The sequence below is a fragment of the Caulobacter sp. Root1455 genome, from assembly GCF_001426905.1.
Classification (GTDB): Bacteria; Pseudomonadota; Alphaproteobacteria; order Caulobacterales; family Caulobacteraceae; genus Caulobacter.
The window spans coordinates 370,610-385,861 of record NZ_LMFQ01000001.1 but is presented as its reverse complement, the minus strand read 5'-3'; the positions used below and the strand labels follow the sequence as shown (position 1 = coordinate 385,861).

The 15,252-nt window shown below is 69.0% G+C and carries 17 protein-coding genes; 5 read left to right on the top strand and 12 right to left on the bottom strand.

Annotation, left to right across the window (positions count from 1 at the left end):
• Nucleotides 1-87: 87 nt before the first annotated feature.
• From ASD21_RS01590 to ASD21_RS01580, 3 genes are read left to right on the top strand one after another with little or no spacing between them, the layout of a single operon-like run.
• Nucleotides 88-537, top strand: a complete 450-nt coding sequence (locus ASD21_RS01590; protein WP_056435705.1) for a TIGR02301 family protein — start codon at nt 88-90, stop codon at nt 535-537.
• Between the two features lie 48 nt (nt 538-585).
• Nucleotides 586-1,542, top strand: a complete 957-nt coding sequence (locus ASD21_RS01585; protein ID WP_056435702.1) for an SPFH domain-containing protein — start codon at nt 586-588, stop codon at nt 1,540-1,542.
• Between the two features lie 4 nt (nt 1,543-1,546).
• Nucleotides 1,547-1,999, top strand: a complete 453-nt coding sequence (locus tag ASD21_RS01580; RefSeq protein WP_056435699.1) for an NfeD family protein — start codon at nt 1,547-1,549, stop codon at nt 1,997-1,999.
• Nucleotides 2,000-2,123: 124 nt separating this feature from the next.
• Here ASD21_RS01580 and ASD21_RS01575 read toward each other — a convergent pair whose 3' ends face one another.
• The 6 genes from ASD21_RS01575 to ASD21_RS01550 form a co-directional block, all read right to left on the bottom strand.
• On the bottom strand, nt 2,124-2,885 hold the full coding sequence (locus ASD21_RS01575; protein WP_056435697.1) for an ABC transporter permease: 762 nt from the start codon (nt 2,883-2,885) through the stop codon (nt 2,124-2,126).
• Nucleotides 2,882-3,805: an ABC transporter ATP-binding protein gene (locus ASD21_RS01570; RefSeq protein ID WP_056435694.1), complete on the bottom strand. Its 924-nt coding sequence runs from the start codon at nt 3,803-3,805 to the stop codon at nt 2,882-2,884. The genes ASD21_RS01575 and ASD21_RS01570 overlap by 4 nt, the downstream gene beginning before the upstream one ends.
• A gap of 294 nt (nt 3,806-4,099) precedes the next feature.
• A complete protein-coding gene (locus ASD21_RS01565; protein ID WP_056435691.1) occupies nt 4,100-4,531 on the bottom strand; it encodes a hypothetical protein in 432 nt (143 codons plus the stop codon).
• Nucleotides 4,531-5,553 carry a phosphotransferase family protein gene (locus tag ASD21_RS01560; RefSeq protein WP_056435688.1) on the bottom strand — a complete coding sequence of 341 codons (1,023 nt, stop codon included), beginning with the start codon at nt 5,551-5,553 and terminating at the stop codon, nt 4,531-4,533. The genes ASD21_RS01565 and ASD21_RS01560 overlap by 1 nt, the downstream gene beginning before the upstream one ends.
• Complete coding sequence (locus tag ASD21_RS01555; protein WP_056435685.1) at nt 5,550-6,653, bottom strand: hypothetical protein; 1,104 nt, start codon at nt 6,651-6,653, stop codon at nt 5,550-5,552. The genes ASD21_RS01560 and ASD21_RS01555 overlap by 4 nt, the downstream gene beginning before the upstream one ends.
• 1 nt (nt 6,654) lies before the next feature.
• Nucleotides 6,655-7,992, bottom strand: coding sequence for a cytochrome P450 (locus ASD21_RS01550; RefSeq protein ID WP_056436290.1), 1,338 nt, complete (start codon nt 7,990-7,992; stop codon nt 6,655-6,657).
• A gap of 137 nt (nt 7,993-8,129) precedes the next feature.
• Here ASD21_RS01550 and ASD21_RS01545 point away from each other — a divergent pair, with 137 nt between their 5' ends.
• A complete protein-coding gene (locus ASD21_RS01545) occupies nt 8,130-8,741 on the top strand; it encodes a TetR/AcrR family transcriptional regulator (RefSeq protein ID WP_056435682.1) in 612 nt (203 codons plus the stop codon).
• Nucleotides 8,742-8,895: 154 nt separating this feature from the next.
• Here the strand turns inward: ASD21_RS01545 and ASD21_RS01540 are convergent, their stop codons facing one another.
• The 4 genes from ASD21_RS01540 to ftrA all read right to left on the bottom strand — a co-directional run bounded on the left by ASD21_RS01540 (nt 8,896) and on the right by ftrA (nt 13,173).
• Nucleotides 8,896-10,095: a Gfo/Idh/MocA family protein gene (locus ASD21_RS01540; RefSeq protein ID WP_056435679.1), complete on the bottom strand. Its 1,200-nt coding sequence runs from the start codon at nt 10,093-10,095 to the stop codon at nt 8,896-8,898.
• A gap of 18 nt (nt 10,096-10,113) precedes the next feature.
• Nucleotides 10,114-10,905 (bottom strand): hypothetical protein, encoded by a 792-nt coding sequence (locus ASD21_RS24395; protein ID WP_056435676.1) that lies wholly within the window; start codon nt 10,903-10,905, stop codon nt 10,114-10,116.
• 41 nt (nt 10,906-10,946) lie between these two features.
• On the bottom strand, nt 10,947-11,882 hold the full coding sequence (locus ASD21_RS01530; protein WP_056435673.1) for a VOC family protein: 936 nt from the start codon (nt 11,880-11,882) through the stop codon (nt 10,947-10,949).
• A gap of 280 nt (nt 11,883-12,162) precedes the next feature.
• Nucleotides 12,163-13,173: a transcriptional regulator FtrA gene (gene ftrA / locus ASD21_RS01525; RefSeq protein WP_200941386.1), complete on the bottom strand. Its 1,011-nt coding sequence runs from the start codon at nt 13,171-13,173 to the stop codon at nt 12,163-12,165.
• A gap of 85 nt (nt 13,174-13,258) precedes the next feature.
• Here ftrA and ASD21_RS01520 point away from each other — a divergent pair, with 85 nt between their 5' ends.
• The gene (locus ASD21_RS01520) at nt 13,259-13,678 is read left to right on the top strand and encodes a rhodanese-like domain-containing protein (protein ID WP_056435666.1); all 420 of its coding nucleotides are present in this window, start codon (nt 13,259-13,261) and stop codon (nt 13,676-13,678) included.
• Nucleotides 13,679-13,821: 143 nt separating this feature from the next.
• Here the strand turns inward: ASD21_RS01520 and rnhA are convergent, their stop codons facing one another.
• On the bottom strand, nt 13,822-14,271 hold the full coding sequence (gene rnhA, locus ASD21_RS01515; RefSeq protein WP_056435663.1) for a ribonuclease HI: 450 nt from the start codon (nt 14,269-14,271) through the stop codon (nt 13,822-13,824).
• Nucleotides 14,268-15,230, bottom strand: coding sequence for a homoserine kinase (gene thrB, locus ASD21_RS01510; protein ID WP_056435660.1), 963 nt, complete (start codon nt 15,228-15,230; stop codon nt 14,268-14,270). Before thrB ends, rnhA begins: the two co-directional genes overlap by 4 nt.
• Between the last annotated feature and the right edge of the window lie 22 nt (nt 15,231-15,252).

Genomic DNA, 15,252 nt, shown 5'->3' with positions numbered 1-15,252 from the left:
TGCCGGAGTCTTTTTGTGCATTCGCACGGTTCGCCTGAGGCGCGCGAAGCGGTGACAGGCGCGTCGGCAATGGCGATAGTGCGGTCCATGAAACGCCTGCCGCTCAACGCCTTGCTCGCTTTCGCCGTGCTCTCCGCGCCCTTGGCCGGCGCCGGGTCCGCCCTGGCTCAGGACCGGGGACCGGCGGAGCGCCAGACCCTGCTCGACCTGGCCTTCACCCTGGGCGAAAGCCACGCCCTGCGGCAGCTCTGCCAGGGTGGCGACGATCAGTACTGGCGCTCGCGCATGGTGCGGCTGACCGAGGTGGAGAAGGCCGACCAGGCCTTCGACGCCCAGCTGCGCGAGCGGTTCAACACCGGCTTCGCCGCGCGCCAGGGCGAGTTCCCCGGCTGCGAGGACGCCAGCCGCCAGGCCGAGCAGGCGGTGGCCCGCAAGGGCCAGGCCCTGGCCGTCAAGCTGGCCCAGTCGATGCGGACCCGAGCGCCGCCACAAGACTCGCAGGGCCAAGCGCCGCCGGAAACCGTGGCGGACAACTGAGCCCCGCGCTAGGGTCGCCTCCATCGGTTGTGGGAGGCTCTTGAAGTGTTGTCTTATCTCGTCCCGTTGGTGCTCGTCGCGCTGGCGATCTTCCTGGTCGTCAACGTCATCAAGATCGTGCCCCAGGGGCGTGAATTCACCGTCGAGCGGTTCGGCCGCTACACCCGCACCCTGAAGCCCGGCATCAGCATCCTGACCCCCTTCGTCGAGGCGATCGGCCGGCGGGTCAACATGATGGAGCAGGTGCTGGACGTCCCCCAGCAGGAAGTCATCACCAAGGACAACGTCTCGGTGAAGGTCGACGCCATCGTCTTCATCCAGGTGATGGAGGCCTCGCAGGCCGCCTACCGGGTCGACAACCTGATGTACGCCATCACCCAGCTGACCCAGACCAATCTGCGCACCGTGGTCGGCTCGATGGAGCTGGACGAGGTGCTCAGCCAGCGCGACCTGATCAACACCCGGCTGCTGGCCACCATCGACCACGCCACCAACCCCTGGGGGGTCAAGGTGGCGCGGATCGAGATCAAGGATCTGACGCCGCCGGCCGACATCACCAACGCCATGGCCCGGCAGATGAAGGCCGAGCGCGAGCGGCGCGCGGTGATCACCGAGGCCGAGGGCGAGAAGCAGGCCCAGATCGCCCGCGCCGAGGGCCAGAAGCAGTCGGCCATCCTGCAGGCCGAAGGCCGCCGCGAGGCCGCCTTCCGCGACGCCGAGGCCCGCGAACGCGAAGCCGAGGCCGAAGCCAAGGCGACGGCCTTCGTGTCGGAAGCCATCGCCAAGGGCGACGTCAACGCCATCAACTACTTCATCGCCCAGAAATATGTCGAAGCCTTCGGCGAGCTGGCCAAGTCGCCCAACGCCAAGACCGTGATCGTGCCGGCCGACTTCGCCGGCCTGACCGGCACGGTGGCCGGCGTCGCCGAGCTGGTGAAGACCCTGGGCGGCGGCGACGCGGTCCGCACCGTGGTCCCGCCGACCAAGCCCCAACGCGGAGCCTGAGCCCATGCACGGCCTGATGCTGTTCTACGCCACCCATCCGTTCTGGGTCTGGCTGGCGGTCGCGGCCATCTTCCTGGCGGTCGAGGTGGCCACCGGCACCGGCTGGCTGCTGTGGCCGGCCGCCGCGGGCCTGCTGGTCGGCCTGCTGACCCTGGTCGTCGCGCCCGGCCTGCCGATCGAGCTGGGCCTGTTCGCGGTGCTGACCATCGCCGCCACCTATTTCGCGCGCCGCTTCCTGCGGCCGGTGCTGGAGGCCCACAACGCCGACCTCAACGACCCGTCGCTGCGGCTGGTCGGCCGCGACGGCGAGGCGCTGGGCGGCTTCCAGAACGGCAAGGGCCGGGTGTTCGTCGACGGCAAGGAATGGGCGGCGGTCGTGGCGGACGGCGAGCCGCCGGCGGCCGGCCAGAAGGTCCTAGTCGTCGCCGTCGACGGCGCGGTGCTGACGGTTCGATAAACGACCGGGGACATGCACTTGTTGCGTGTCCCCACCGCGTGGCGCGGAGGATCCTATTCTGGGAACTTCTTCTGGTCTTCGAGGCGGCGGAGGGGACACGCAACAAGTGCATGTCCCCAACGCCCTACACCTTCAGCCGATACCCCGTCTTGAACACCCACCACACCGCCGTCAGGCAGGCGGCCAGGAAGCACAGCGTCGCGCCGAAGCTGACGATCGGGTTCAGGTCCGAGACGCCGTAGAAGCTCCAGCGGAAGCCACTGACCAGATAGACCACCGGGTTGAACAGGGTGATCTTCTGCCAGATCGGCGGCAGCATGCTGATGGAATAGAAGCTGCCGCCCAGGAAGGTCAGGGGCGTGACCACCAGCATCGGCACGATCTGCAGCTTCTGGAAGTCGGTCGCCCAGACCCCGATCACGAAGCCGAACAGGCTGAAGGTCACCGCCGTCAGCACCAGGAAGCCCAGCATCCAGAACGGGTGGGCGATCTCGTAGGACACGAAGACCCGGGCCGTGGCCAGGATCAGCAGGCCCAGGCACACCGACTTGGTCGCCGCGGCCCCGACATAGCCGATCACCGTCTCGATCCACGACACCGGCGCTGACAAGAGCTCGTAGATCGTGCCCGCCCATTTGGGCATGTAGATGCCGAACGAGGCGTTGGAGATGCTCTCGCCCAGCAGCGACAGCATGATCAGGCCGGGGATGATGAAGGCGGCGTAGCTGACCCCGTCGATGGCCTGCATCCGCGAGCCGATGGCCGAGCCGAACACCACGAAATACAGCGAGGTCGACAGCACCGGCGAGATAACGCTCTGAGCCAGGGTGCGGAACCAGCGGGCCATCTCGAAGCGGTAGATGGACTTGATCGCGTGGATGTTCATTTGCTGTCCCTCACCAGGCTGACGAAGATCTCTTCCAGCGAGGATTGGCTGGTGTGCAGGTCCTTGAAGTCGACGCCCTGCTCGCCCAGCCGTCGCAGCAGGCCGGCGATGCCGGTCTCCTCGGCCTGGGCGTCGAAGGTGTAGATCAGCTCGTGGCCGTCGGCCGCCAGCTCCAGCGCGTAGTCCGACAGTTTGGCGGGGATGGCCGCCAGCGGGCTCTGCAGCTGGAGGGTCAGCTGCTTCTTGCCCAGCTTGCGCATGAGCACGTCCTTGTCCTCGACCAGGATGATCTCGCCCTTGCTGATCACCCCGATCCGGTCGGCCATGTCCTCGGCCTCCTCGATATAGTGGGTGGTCAGGATGATGGTGACGCCGCTTTCGCGCAGGCCTCGGACCATCTCCCACATGTCGCGGCGCAGCTCGACGTCGACGCCGGCGGTGGGCTCGTCCAGGAACAGGATGGTCGGCTCGTGGCTCAGGGCCTTGGCGATCATCACCCGCCGCTTCATGCCGCCCGACAGCGTCATGATCTTGGCGTCCTTCTTGTCCCACAGCGACAGGTCGCGCAGCACCTTCTCGATGTAGGCGTCGTTGCGCGGCTTGCCGAACAGGCCGCGACTGAAGCGGGTGGTGGCCCAGACGGTCTCGAAGGCGTCGGTGCTCAGCTCTTGCGGCACCAGCCCGATCTTGGTCCGCGCGGCGCGATAGTCCTTGATCACGTCGTGGCCGTCGGCCGTGACCGTGCCGGTGCTGGGATTGACGATGCCGCAGATGATGCTGATCAGCGTGGTCTTGCCGGCCCCGTTGGGACCCAGCAGGGCGAAGATCTCGCCCTTCTTGATGTCGAGATCGATGGTCTTCAGGGCCTGGTGGCCGGAAGCATAGGTCTTGGTCAGACCGGAAACGGAAATGATCGCCATGGGGCCCCTGGTGAGCGGCCGTCCCTCCCTGGAACCGGGCCGCCTGAGCCAGATGGGGCGGAAGCGCGGACTTGGCTAGGGCTGATGAGGCTTATGAGTGGAAGTTTGTGAGTTCACGCCCACGTTCCCCACCTCCGTCATCCTCGGACTTGTTCCGAGGACCCCTCGTTCCGCTGAGCTGCCGCCGACAGACGAGGGCGCTGTCATCGCCGCGACCCATCCTGAAATCACAGCGCGGCCGAGGCAGGGGTCCTCGGAACAAGTCCGAGGATGACGGCCGAAAAGGTGGAGGAACTATCTGGCCGGCAGCGGCGGCAGGTCCAGCCGGCGCTTCTCGGCCATCTCGCCGTACAGCCCCACGATCGCCCGATGCCGGGCCAGGTCGCCGGCCGTCTCCACCGCCTCGTGCAGGGCGATCAAACCCCGGCGCAGGGCGGCGTTGGCGCGGTCGAGGGCTTCCAATGACAGGTCCGTCGGACCGATGGAGGCGAGCTCGGCGTACTGCACGCCGTAGGCGTCGGCCGCATCGGCCAGCACGGTGGCGATGGCCGCGTTCTCCCAGACCCGGGCCGTGGTCCCGCGCTCGACTTCTTGCGCGGCCAAAAGCGACAGCAGGGCGATCACCCCGACCCGGCCGGTCATGAACTCGCCCTGCTGCTCGGGCGGGCCGGGGATGGCCAGGCACATGAAGTTGCCGCGCAGAATGTCGGGCAGGGCCGGGGTCATCAGATGGTCTCCCCAAGGGCCGCGAGAGCGGCCAGCCGCTCGGCCAGGATCAGGTCGTGCCGCCGGGCCGTGTACCAGCCCGAGATCGCCAGGATCGGGTCGACGAAGCCGCCGTCGCGATATTCCTTGGCCGCCGAGGTCCAGATCGCCTGGCCCTTCACGGCGTTGAACAGCGACCACCAGGCCAGGGCCTCGGGGTCGACCGTCAGGCCGCTGGCCGCCTCCCACAGGGCGATGGCCTCGGCCTTGGGGATCAGGCCCGCCACCTTGCCCTCGTCGAAGTGGTTCCACAGCGGATCGAAGGCCCAGCCCAGGTCCTCGATCGGGTCGCCCAGGTGGGCCATCTCCCAGTCGAGGATGGCCAGGATCTGGCCCGCCCCGTCGTGCATGAAATTGCCGCTGCGATAGTCGCCATGGACGATGCTGATCCGCTGGGCCGGCGGCGGCGGATGGCGGTGGAGCCAGCGGATGGCGGCGCGGACGATCGGCTGGGGGTGCTGCTCGTCGGCTTCGATCACGCCGGACCAGTGGTCCAGGGCGATGCGCCAGCAGTCGTCCGGCGCGGGCGCCTCGGCCGCCTGGCGGATCGGCGTGTCCTCATGGTTCAGCGCCGCCAGCCTGCCCAGGGTGCTGAAGAACTGCCGGCCCAGCGCGTCCGCGTGCTCCGCATAGGGATCGAACACGAACGGCGAGGGCACGGTCCCGCCGTCGATCCGCTCCATCAGGAAGAACGGTCGGTCCAGCGGTCCGCCGTCCTCCTCCAGGGCGATGGCCTGGGGGACGGGCACGTGGCCGTGGACAGTGCGATAGGCCAGGAACTCCAGCCGCCGGTCGGTCTCGATCAGGCTGCCGGGCGGGTCGCGGCGCAGGATCATGCCGCGGCTCACCCCACCGGTGTCGGCGTCCAGGCGATAGGTCTCGCGGCTGGCCCCGCCGGGGATCCGCGACAGGTTCGTCACCGCCGTCGGCGCGCCCCACAGCTGGGTGAGGTAGGTTTCGAGGCCCGCTCGCAGGTCGCTCATGGGGCCATGTCCAGGATCGACTTGAAGCCCGACGGCGCGTGCGGCCCGAGCGCCAGCTGCTCGAACACCCCGCGCCCGACCCGCATCGTCCCGTCCGCGCCCCGCCAGGTGACCTTCGACAAGGCCTGGACGTGCAGGTGGAACGGCAGGGCGCGGTCCAGGTCGGCCAGGACCAGGTCCTCGCGCTCGACCTTCAGCTTGCCGTGGTTCAGCCCGTGGCCCCAGACCGGATGGCCGTAGCCCAGGCCCAGCATGAAGAACTCGGCCTGGGGCGTGATGTCGACCTCGCCGCCGTCCGGCAGGTGGATCGTCCCCCGCGCCGCGTGGCGCGTGCCCGGGCGCCAGTCGACGCCGTAGTCCACCGCGTCGAAGTCGATCGCCCCGTCGCGCTCAGAACCCAGCGGCGCCCAGACCGCCCGCCGGTTCCAGGCCCGGCCGTGCTCGTCGTCATTGGTGTGGAAGAACAGATCGCCGTCCGGAAACGCGCACGGGCTCCACAGCCAGAAGAACTGCGGTGGGACGGCCGGCGCCATCTCCTGCGGATCGCGGGCCCCGATGGGCCGCACGCCCCAGGAGCGGTCCCGCGTGCCGACGAAGCCGGCCAGGTCGTGGCGCGCGCCGTCCACCTCGATCCAGCCCATGTAGCGGCCGTTCTGGGTCAGGCGGGTGTAGTCCAGCAGGGTGCGCGGCCCGATCCGGCGGGTGAAGCGCGGCTCCTCGATCGGGAACGACCTGCCCTCGAAAGTGACCTCGGCGCGGATCCCCTGCTCGGGCGCCTCGACCGTGATCCGCAGCCGGCGCAGCGGCTCCAGGACCTGGATGGTGATCGGCCCGACGGTCAGGTCCATCCGCTCCATCTCCAGCCAGCGGCTGGCGTGCAGGTTCACCTGGCGGCCGTCCTTCATCCAGCAGAAGGCGGCGTCGGCGATGTTGAGGTGCGGATAGACCCCGAACGCCGCGGCGAAGAAGGCGTCGTCGTCGCCTTCAGCCGCATAGCCGTTGAAGAAGTAGCGGTCGTAGAAATTGCGGTCGGTGCCGGCATAGGCCACCGGCTCGGCCGTCTGGTGGATCGGATAATCGTCCCCGCGCGTCAGGGCCATCTCAGGCCGTCCCGCCCGGCGTGAACTCGACCTCCAGCTTGCTGATGGCGTGGACGAAGTTGTTGGGGGCGATGTCGATCTCGCCGGTCCAGCGGATGTCGGGGAAGCGGCCCAGGATCTGGCGGTAGGCCTCCTCCAGCTGGATCTGCGCCACCCGCTTGCCGATGCAGACGTGCGGGCCGTAGCCGAAGGCGATGTGCTTGTCGGCGTTGGGCCGGGTGATGTCGAGCTGGTCGGGATTGTCGAACACCGCCTCGTCGCGGTTGGCCGCCCCGTAGTACATGACCACCTTTTCGCCCTCGCGGACGGCCTGGCCGGCGATCTCCGCGTCGCGCGTGGCCGTGCGGCGCATGTAGATCACCGGGCTGACCATGCGGATGAACTCGTTGACCGCCCCGCCCATCAGCGACGGGTCGGCGATCAACCGGGCCTTCTGGTCGGGGAACTCGGTCAACAGCTTCATCGTGCCCGACAAGGTGTTGCGGGTGGTGTCGTTGCCGGCGAAGACGATCAGCAGCCACGAGCCGTCCAGGTACTCGTCGCTCAGCAAGGTCCCGTCGACCTGGGCGCGGGCGATGGCGCTCATCAGGTCGGCCTGAGGGTCCTGCCGCCGCTTGTGCAGCATCGTGCGGCCGTACTCGAACATCTCCTCGACGTTGGTGTTGAAGTCCTGGACGAACTGCATCAGCTCCAGGGTCGGGGTGATCGGGGCCAAGGCCTGCTTCAGGGCCAGGTCCTGGGCCATCTCCAGATAGTGCATCCACTTCAGGAACTTGCCGCGATCCTCGGCCGGCACCCCCAGGATTTCGCACAGGGTGAACAGCGGCAGCTTGGACGAGAACGCCTCGACCAGGTCGACGCGGCCCAGAGGGGCCATCTCGTCCAGCAGCCGGCTGACCTCGGCCCGCACCGCCTCGGTCACGCCGCGCAGATAGGCGGGGGTGAAATAGGCCATGTGCTCGCGGCGCAGCTGGATGTGCTCGGCGCCGTCGAGATTGATCATGGTGTCCATCGAGGCGCGATAGAGCAGGGCATGGCGCTTCTGCGGATCGCCGTGCGCCATGAGGATCCCGCCCTTGCGCGACGAGAAGGTCTGGGGGTCGGCCTCCACCGCCATGATGTCGGCGTGGCGGGTGACCGCCCAGAAGCCTGGGCCGCCATAGGGCTCGGGATGCCACATCACCGGCGCCTGGGCGCGAAGACGGGCGAAATCGGCGTAGGGCTGGCCCCGTGTGAACTGGGTGATGTCCGAAAGGTCGATCCCCTCGAGCGTCGGGAACAGGGTCGGGGCGCCGGGACCCTCGACACCGTCGACGGCGGTTTCGCTGACTAGCTGCATGACCATGCGCGTCTTCCCTATGAGCCCGCGCACTCCGTCGCGTGACGCGTCGAGTAGTTCAGACGACACCTGTCGTGTCAATCGACTGGCGTCGAATCTGGGGGCGTGGCAAAACGGAAGCGACGAGGAGAACGAACTTGGCGAAGGCGGCGGTGGAACGGACGGGAGGCCTGCGCGAGGCTCAGCGCCAGCTGACCCGCGAGCGGCTGATCGACGCGGCCGTCGCCCTGTTCGGCCGGCGCGGCTTCCGGGCCGTGACCATCGAGCAGATCGCCGCCGAGGCCGGCGCCAACCGCGCCACCTTCTACCTGCATTTCCGCAACAAGGAGGACGTGGCCAACGCCATCGGCGACCGGCTGGTCCCCAACATCCAGGCCACCTTCGCGGCGCTCGACGCCATCCCGGATCCAAGCCTGGAGGACGTCCGCGCCTGGCTGGCCCAGGGCATGGCCGAGCAGACCGACGAGCGCCGCAACCTGCTGGCGGTGGCCACCGAGGCCAATGTCGCCGACCCCGACCTGGCCGACGACTATCTGCGCTTCATCAACCTGTTCATCGACGCCATGCCCAACTACCTGGCGCGGTTCTCCGACGCCGAGCGGCCGGCGGCGCGCACGCGGATGCTGATGCAGCTCGTGCAGTTCGAGCGGCTGTCCTACGTGATGGTGGTGCAGCGCGCCTCGGCTCCACTGGAGCCGCTGCTGGACGCTTTGGCGGAAAGCTGGTGGCGTTTGCTGCGGGGGAAATAGACCCCCCAACCTAACCACCGCTCATCCCGGCGAATGCCGGGACCCAGATCCCATGGCGGTGTGGATGATTGGAAGGGCTCAGCGCTCCTGGAGTCAGCCTCAAGTCATTCCATCTGGGTCCCGGCATTCGCCGGGATGAGCGGATTTTTCGGGGTTAGGCTTTCCCCGGAACGTCCACCACGGCCGCCGGATCGACCGCCCGCTTGTAGCCCCAGTCGGTCTTGACGGTCGCCCCGTCCTTGGCCGCCGACTCCAGGATCGCCTGCATCAGGCGCATGTCCTGCAGCCCCTCCTCGCCCGGCGAGACCATCGGCGCCTTGCCGCGCACCACGTCGGCCATCCAGTCCATTTCGCGGGCGAACTGGTCGCTGGGCGGGGCGGGGATCGGCGGCTGGGCCTGGCCGCCCTTGATCACGGTCAGGCGGTTGCCGCCGTAGAAGGCCGCCGGATCGGCGTCCAGCCGGCCCTGTTCGCAGATCACCTCGAAGGCCATGGTGGGAGCGTAGGCGAACGAGGTCGAGCCGTTGGCGATCACGCCCGAGGGGAAGCGGAACTGCCAGTTGATCAGGTCCTCGGTCTCCTTGAACCGGGGATCGGCGCGGTCGGTCTGGGCCCAGGCCTGAACGGCGATCGGCTCCTCGTTCAGCAGATAGCGGGCGGCGCTGACGCCATAGACGCCCATGTCGCCCAGGGCCCCGCCACCGGACATCTTGCCGTCCAGCCGCCAGACGTCGGACGGATCGGAGAGATCGGCCTGCCGCCCCATGGTGGTGTTGATCTGCCGCACCTTGCCCATCGACTTGGCGCGCAGACGGCGCATGACGTCCAGGTTCTGCGGCTCGTAGTGGCAGCGATAGGCGATCATCAGGTGGCGCTTGGCGGCCTTGGCGGCGGCGATCATCGCCTCGGCGTCGGCGGTGGTCGTCGCCATCGGCTTCTCGCACAGCACGTGCTTGCCCGCCTTGAAGGCCTTGATCGTGTGCTCGGCGTGCATGGAGTTGGGCAGCACGATGTAGACGACATCGATGCGCGGATCCTTGGCGATGCGGTCGTAGTCGTCATAGCCGTAGACCGCGTCGGCGGGCAGGCCGTTCTCGGCGGCGACACGGCGGGCCTTTTCGGGATGGCCGCTGACCACGGCGGCCAGCTTGGCCCCCTTGGCGACCTTCAGGCCGGGAATCAGCTGGCCCAGGCTCAGCTTGCCCAGGCCGACGATGGCGAAACCGATCTTGTCGTTGTCGGCCATGGCGGCCCCCTGTGAATTGGCGCCCTGTGAACTGGCGATCGTCGGAGCGAGCGCCGCCGAAGCGCCGGCGGCGCCCAGCAGGCTGCGGCGGGAAATGCGATTGGGCATGACGGCCTCCTTCTGTTTCTAGCGAACCTTGCCGGCCGCGTTTTCCAGCACGACGTCGGACAGCACCGCCGTGTCCAGGGTGACGGGCAGGTGCGAGACGAAGCCGACGCCCACATAGAACGGCCCGTCCAGGCGCAGCGGCAACGGCGCGCCGTACTGGTGCATCGGCTCGCCGCGCTCGCTGACCCACAGGGTGAAGTCGTCGCCCGATTTCTGGATGCCGATGCGCTTGGCGTGCAGGGTCACCAGGCTGTCGGGACTGGCGCCGCCGGGCAGGCCGCCGCGGCTGCCGATCCGGTATTCCATGTCATCGATCCGCGCCCCCTTGGCCGGCCGGCGGGCGATATGGATCATGCCCGCGCCGTGCAGGGCGACCAGAGCCTCGGGGGAGTCGTCGTCCAGGGTCTGGCGGATGACCAGAACCGCCTTGCGGTCGCCGTAGCCCTGGGCGTCGGGATAGGCGATGTCCGCGGCCAGCGAGACGTCGCCCGACATCTTCTTCCAGAGGAAGCGGAACTCGTCGCGCGTGTACCAGACGTTATAGCCGGCCGAGCTGATGGTGTAGGCGCCGTCCTTGAAGCTGGCCGCGCCGGGGACGAGGGCCGAACCGACATCGGCCTGCCCCTCGAACACCCCGATCGGCGTGGCGATCACCGTGGTGGGACGATGGAAGTCCGCCGGCGGCGGGACCTGCTTGTGGGTCGGGCTGTCGGGATAGGCCCAGTCCGGCGCCGTCGGCGGGGTCTGAGCCTGGGCGATGCTGGACAGGACGCAGGCGGCGGTCACGAGCAGGGCGCGGAGCTTGAACACGGGCGGCCTCGTGGAAGGGGCTTCGAAGCGGTGGTCGTGGGCTACTTTTCCGGATCGGCGGCGGTGAACGGCGAGCAGCAGGGCTTGCCGACGGCGTGGAACTCCATGATCTCGGCCCGCGTCCCGTCGGGGTCGAACAGGTTCAGCTGCCACTTGGCGTCACGCCCGATCTTCGGCGTCTCCTTCTGGCCTTCCAGGCGGTCGCCGTTCCACAGCAGGGTGTAGGCGACGCGGGTGTCGGGCACGCCCAGCGAGAAGTGGTCCAGCACCCCGGCCGTGGCCTGGCTCATGCCGGGCGGCGGACCCCGGCCCTCGGGCGGGGCGACGATCATGTATTCCAGCCAGTCCGAGCCGTCCGGGACCTGCAGCGAGACCCAGGACGGGGAGTCGTCCTTCATGCCGCCGAACCAGTAGGGCCGAAAGCCCAGGATCTGGCGGTAGAAGGCGTCCTGCTTGGCGCGGTCGTGGATGATGAAGCCGACATGGATGATGCGGCTGGACAGCGGATTGACCGGGACGGCGGGCAGGGTCGCCGGCGGCTGGACGAACTGAACCCTCACACCCTCGGGGTCGACCACGTCGAACCAGCGGCCGCCGTCGGCGCCGGTCTCGACCTTGGCGGGCACGGCCACGCCCTTGGCGGCCAGATAGGCGCGCAGGGCTTCCGCGTCGGCGGTGTTGAAGGCGGCATGGTCCAGCCGGTCGACCCTCGGCGCACCGGGGGGCAAGGGCAGCACCTCGACGAACTGGGTCGGGCTGAAATAGTAGCGCGCGCCCTTGGGGTTCTCGGGATCTGCCCCTTTCACCGCGCCCAGGTCATGGACGTAGAAGGCCTCGCTCTTGGCGGGATCGGCGGCGTGGACCGCCAGGTGCGAGACCGAGACGATCGGCGGTCGGGCTTGTGGAGGGGGCGGCGTCGCGGCGCGGGCGGCGCCGCAAACAGCCAGGATCGTCAAGGCGTAGGCCAGTGGCCGCATGACCGCTTCGCTCCCGTGATCCTTCGTTCTCGAGACGGACGAAGGTGTTCGGGTGCAGGATAGCGCGGAATGGTAGCGTTACCAGGACAATGTTCAGCGACGTTGGTCGGGCTTGAACGCAAACAGCGCCCGTGCCGAGGGGGGAGGGCACGGACGCTGCGCTTTAAGGACGCTGGGGCCGGCTGGGGGGAAAGCCGGGTTGTCCGCGTCGAATAAGAGATTGGGATCCGAACCAGGCTTCGCAACGGCGCGACCAAGGTCATTTCGCGGCGGGTTCGTTTCAGGCGGGCGACCTTGTGTCGGCGGCTCCTGGATGGCCCCCGAACCGCGCCCGATAGGCCTGGGGCGTCGTCGCCAGCGACTTCCTGAAATGGTGCCGCAAGGCCGGCGCGCCGAAGCCGACGGCCTGGGCGATCTGCTCGACGCCGGCCGGGGTGGTCTCCAGCAGGTCGCGGGCCCGGGCCAGGCGCTCGGCCAGCAGCCAGCGGGCCGGGGTGACGCCGGTGGCGGCCTCGAAGCGGCGCAGGAAGGTGCGAGGGCTCATGCCCGCCGCGTCGGCCAGCGCCTTGACCGTGTGCTCGCGGGACAGGTCGGCGCGCATTCGGTCCAGAATCGGCGACAGGCGCGAGGCCTCGTGGGCGGTCGGCACGGGCCGCTGTATGAACTGGGCCTGGCCGCCGTCGCGGTGCGGCGGGATCACCAGCCGCCGGGCCACGGTGTTGGCCGCCTCGGGTCCGAAGTCGCGGCGCACCAGGTGCAGGCCCAGGTCCAGCCCCGCGGCGCTGCCGGCCGAGGTCATCACGTCGCCCTCGTCGACATAGAGCACGTCGGGCTGCACCTCGATGTCGGGGTAAAGGGCGCGCAGCGTGTCGACATAGCGCCAGTGGGTGGTGGCCCGCCGCCCGGCCAGCAGGCCCGCCGCCGCCAGCACGAAAACGCCCGAGCAGATCGACATCACCCGCGCGCCGTTGGCGTGGGCGGTTCGCAGGGCCTCGATCAAGGGTCGGGGCACGGGGCTGTCGGCGCCGCGCCAGCCGGGGGCGATGATGGTGCCGGCCTGCTCGACCAGCTCCAGCCCGCCGTCGGCCGTCACCTGAACCCCGCCCAGGCCGCGCAGGGGACCCGGCTCGACCGCCGCCGTGGCGAAGGCGTACCAGTCCGGCCCCATCTCGGGCCGGGGCAGGCCGAACAGCTCGACCGCCACCCCGAACTCGAAGGTGCACAGGCCGTCATAGGCCAGGGCGACGACGCGTCTGTTGGCGGGTCCGGAGCGAGCGGGCGCGTTTGGCATGATCTTTACGGTCATTGTCGATCGTGCCAGCTAACGCCAGGCCGCCGCCTGGGGCAAGTCTTCCTCGCCAACAGAGGAGGCCGACATGAGCTTTGTTTCCGCCATTTCCGCCGCGCCGTCGCCGGAAGCCGCCGCGCACTTTGCCCGCCGCCTGGCCCTGGAGACCGACTGCGCCGACGTCGCCGCGTCGATGAGGGCCGGCGAACAGGACTTCGTCCTGCTGCATGTGGTCGGCTCGCCCCAGGCCTATGCCCGCCGCCACGTGCCCGGCGCCCTGCACCTCCGCCACGCCGAGATCGACGCCGAGCGCATGGCCGAATGGCCGGACGACACCCTGTTCGTGGTCTATTGCGCCGGCCCGCACTGCAACGGCGCCGACCGCGCGGCGCTGAAGCTGGCGACGCTGGGCCGCCCCGTGAAGCTGATGATCGGCGGGGTGACGGGCTGGGAGGACGAGGGCCTGCCGTTCGCGACGGGGGAAGAGCCGGGGGTGTTGGCCGCTTAAAAAGATCCGCTCATCCCGGCGAATGCCGGGACCCAGATCCCAAAGCTAAGAGGCTGATTGGAAGAGCTCAGCGCTTTTGGCGTCAACCTCGCCGCCATTCCATCTGGGTCCCGGCATTCGCCGGGATGAGCGGGATCAAAGGTCTAAGCCCGCTCGCCCAGCGTCTTCAGCATGCCCAGCCGCGCCAGCTCGTCGGCGCGTTCGTTGTGCACGTGTCCGGCGTGGCCCTTGACCCAGCGCCAGTCGACCTCGTGCCGGGCCCGGGCGGCGTCCAGGCGCTGCCACAGGTCGACGTTCTTGACCGGGCTCTTGTCGGCGGTCTTCCAGCCCTTGGCCTTCCAGCCATGGATCCACTGGGTGACGCCCTTCATCACGTACTGGCTGTCGGTGTGCAGCTCGGCCTTGGTCGGCTTGTTCAGCGCTTCCAGGGCCTGGATGGCGGCCATCAGCTCCATGCGGTTGTTGGTGGTCGCCAGCTCGCCGCCGCAGATTTCCTTCTTCTTGTCGCCGAACATCAGAAGAGCGCCCCAGCCGCCCGGGCCGGGATTCCCGCGGCAGGCGCCGTCGGTGTAGATCACCAGCCTGGGGGTCACGCGCCGGCTCCGAACAGGCTGAGGCCCTCGCGGTGCACGGCCAGCTTGCGTTCGTACTCCAGAGGGTCCTTCGGCTTGACCAGGGCCCCGGCCGGGGTCGCGCCCCAGTCGGCCAGGCGGGTCAGGAAGAAGCGCATGGCCGCGCCGCGCGCCAGGATCGGGATGGCGTCGCGCTCGGCCGGGCTCAGCGGCCGGCGGCGCTCGTAGCCGGCGATCAGGGCCCGGGCGGCGGTGATGTTGAAGCTGCCGTCGGGCTCGAAGCACCAGGCGTTCAGGGTCACGGCGATGTCGTAGGCGTAGGCGTCGTCGCAGGCGAAATAGAAGTCGATCGTCGCGGCGAACTTGCCGTCCGGCTTGAAGAACACGTTGTCGGGGAAATAGTCGGCGTGGATCACCCCCGACGGCAGGCCGCGCGGCCAGGCCAGGGCCAGCGCGGCCAGGTCCTTGTCGATGGTCGCGGCCAGGCCCGGCTTCAGCCCGTCGGCGGCCTTGCGGTGCTTGGCGAACAGCGGCGCCCAGTGCGGCTGGCCCAGGTCGTTGGCGCGGCGGGCCGGATAGCCCTCGCCGGCCAGGTGCAGCCAGGCCAGGCCCTCGCCCGCCTCGCGGCAGTGGGCGACGGTGGGCCGGCGGGCCGACAGGCCGGGCAGGAACTCGACCAGGGCGGCGGGCTTGCCGCGAATGGTCTTCAGGGTCGCGCCCGAGCGGTCGGCGATCGGCTTGGCGCTGGGATAGCCGCGATCGGCCAGCCAGGTCAGCAGGTCGAGGAAATAGGGCAGGTCCTCTGGCTTGGCGCGCCGCTCGTAGACCGTGAGGATGAACCGGCCGGTGGTGGTCTCCAGCAGGAAGTTGGAGTTCTCCACCCCTTCGGCGATGCCCTTGAACGCCACGGCCTGTCCTAGGTCGTAGTCGCCCAGGAAGGCGGCGAGTTCGTCGTCGGTGATGTCGGTGTAGACGGCCATGGCGCGGGGATGCGGGAGGCGA

Coding starts and splice junctions, on each gene's coding strand:
- ASD21_RS01590 (WP_056435705.1), top strand. CDS start 88: ATGAAACGCCTGCCGCTCAACGCCTTGCTCGCTTTCGCCGTGCTCTCC.
- ASD21_RS01580 (WP_056435699.1), top strand. CDS start 1,547: ATGCACGGCCTGATGCTGTTCTACGCCACCCATCCGTTCTGGGTCTGG.
- ASD21_RS01575 (WP_056435697.1), bottom strand. CDS start 2,885: ATGAACATCCACGCGATCAAGTCCATCTACCGCTTCGAGATGGCCCGC.
- ASD21_RS01570 (WP_056435694.1), bottom strand. CDS start 3,805: ATGGCGATCATTTCCGTTTCCGGTCTGACCAAGACCTATGCTTCCGGC.
- ASD21_RS01565 (WP_056435691.1), bottom strand. CDS start 4,531: ATGACCCCGGCCCTGCCCGACATTCTGCGCGGCAACTTCATGTGCCTG.
- ASD21_RS01560 (WP_056435688.1), bottom strand. CDS start 5,553: ATGAGCGACCTGCGAGCGGGCCTCGAAACCTACCTCACCCAGCTGTGG.
- ASD21_RS01555 (WP_056435685.1), bottom strand. CDS start 6,653: ATGGCCCTGACGCGCGGGGACGATTATCCGATCCACCAGACGGCCGAG.
- ASD21_RS01550 (WP_056436290.1), bottom strand. CDS start 7,992: ATGCAGCTAGTCAGCGAAACCGCCGTCGACGGTGTCGAGGGTCCCGGC.
- ASD21_RS01540 (WP_056435679.1), bottom strand. CDS start 10,095: ATGCCCAATCGCATTTCCCGCCGCAGCCTGCTGGGCGCCGCCGGCGCT.
- ASD21_RS01530 (WP_056435673.1), bottom strand. CDS start 11,882: ATGCGGCCACTGGCCTACGCCTTGACGATCCTGGCTGTTTGCGGCGCC.
- ftrA (WP_200941386.1), bottom strand. CDS start 13,173: ATGCCAAACGCGCCCGCTCGCTCCGGACCCGCCAACAGACGCGTCGTC.
- ASD21_RS01520 (WP_056435666.1), top strand. CDS start 13,259: ATGAGCTTTGTTTCCGCCATTTCCGCCGCGCCGTCGCCGGAAGCCGCC.
- thrB (WP_056435660.1), bottom strand. CDS start 15,230: ATGGCCGTCTACACCGACATCACCGACGACGAACTCGCCGCCTTCCTG.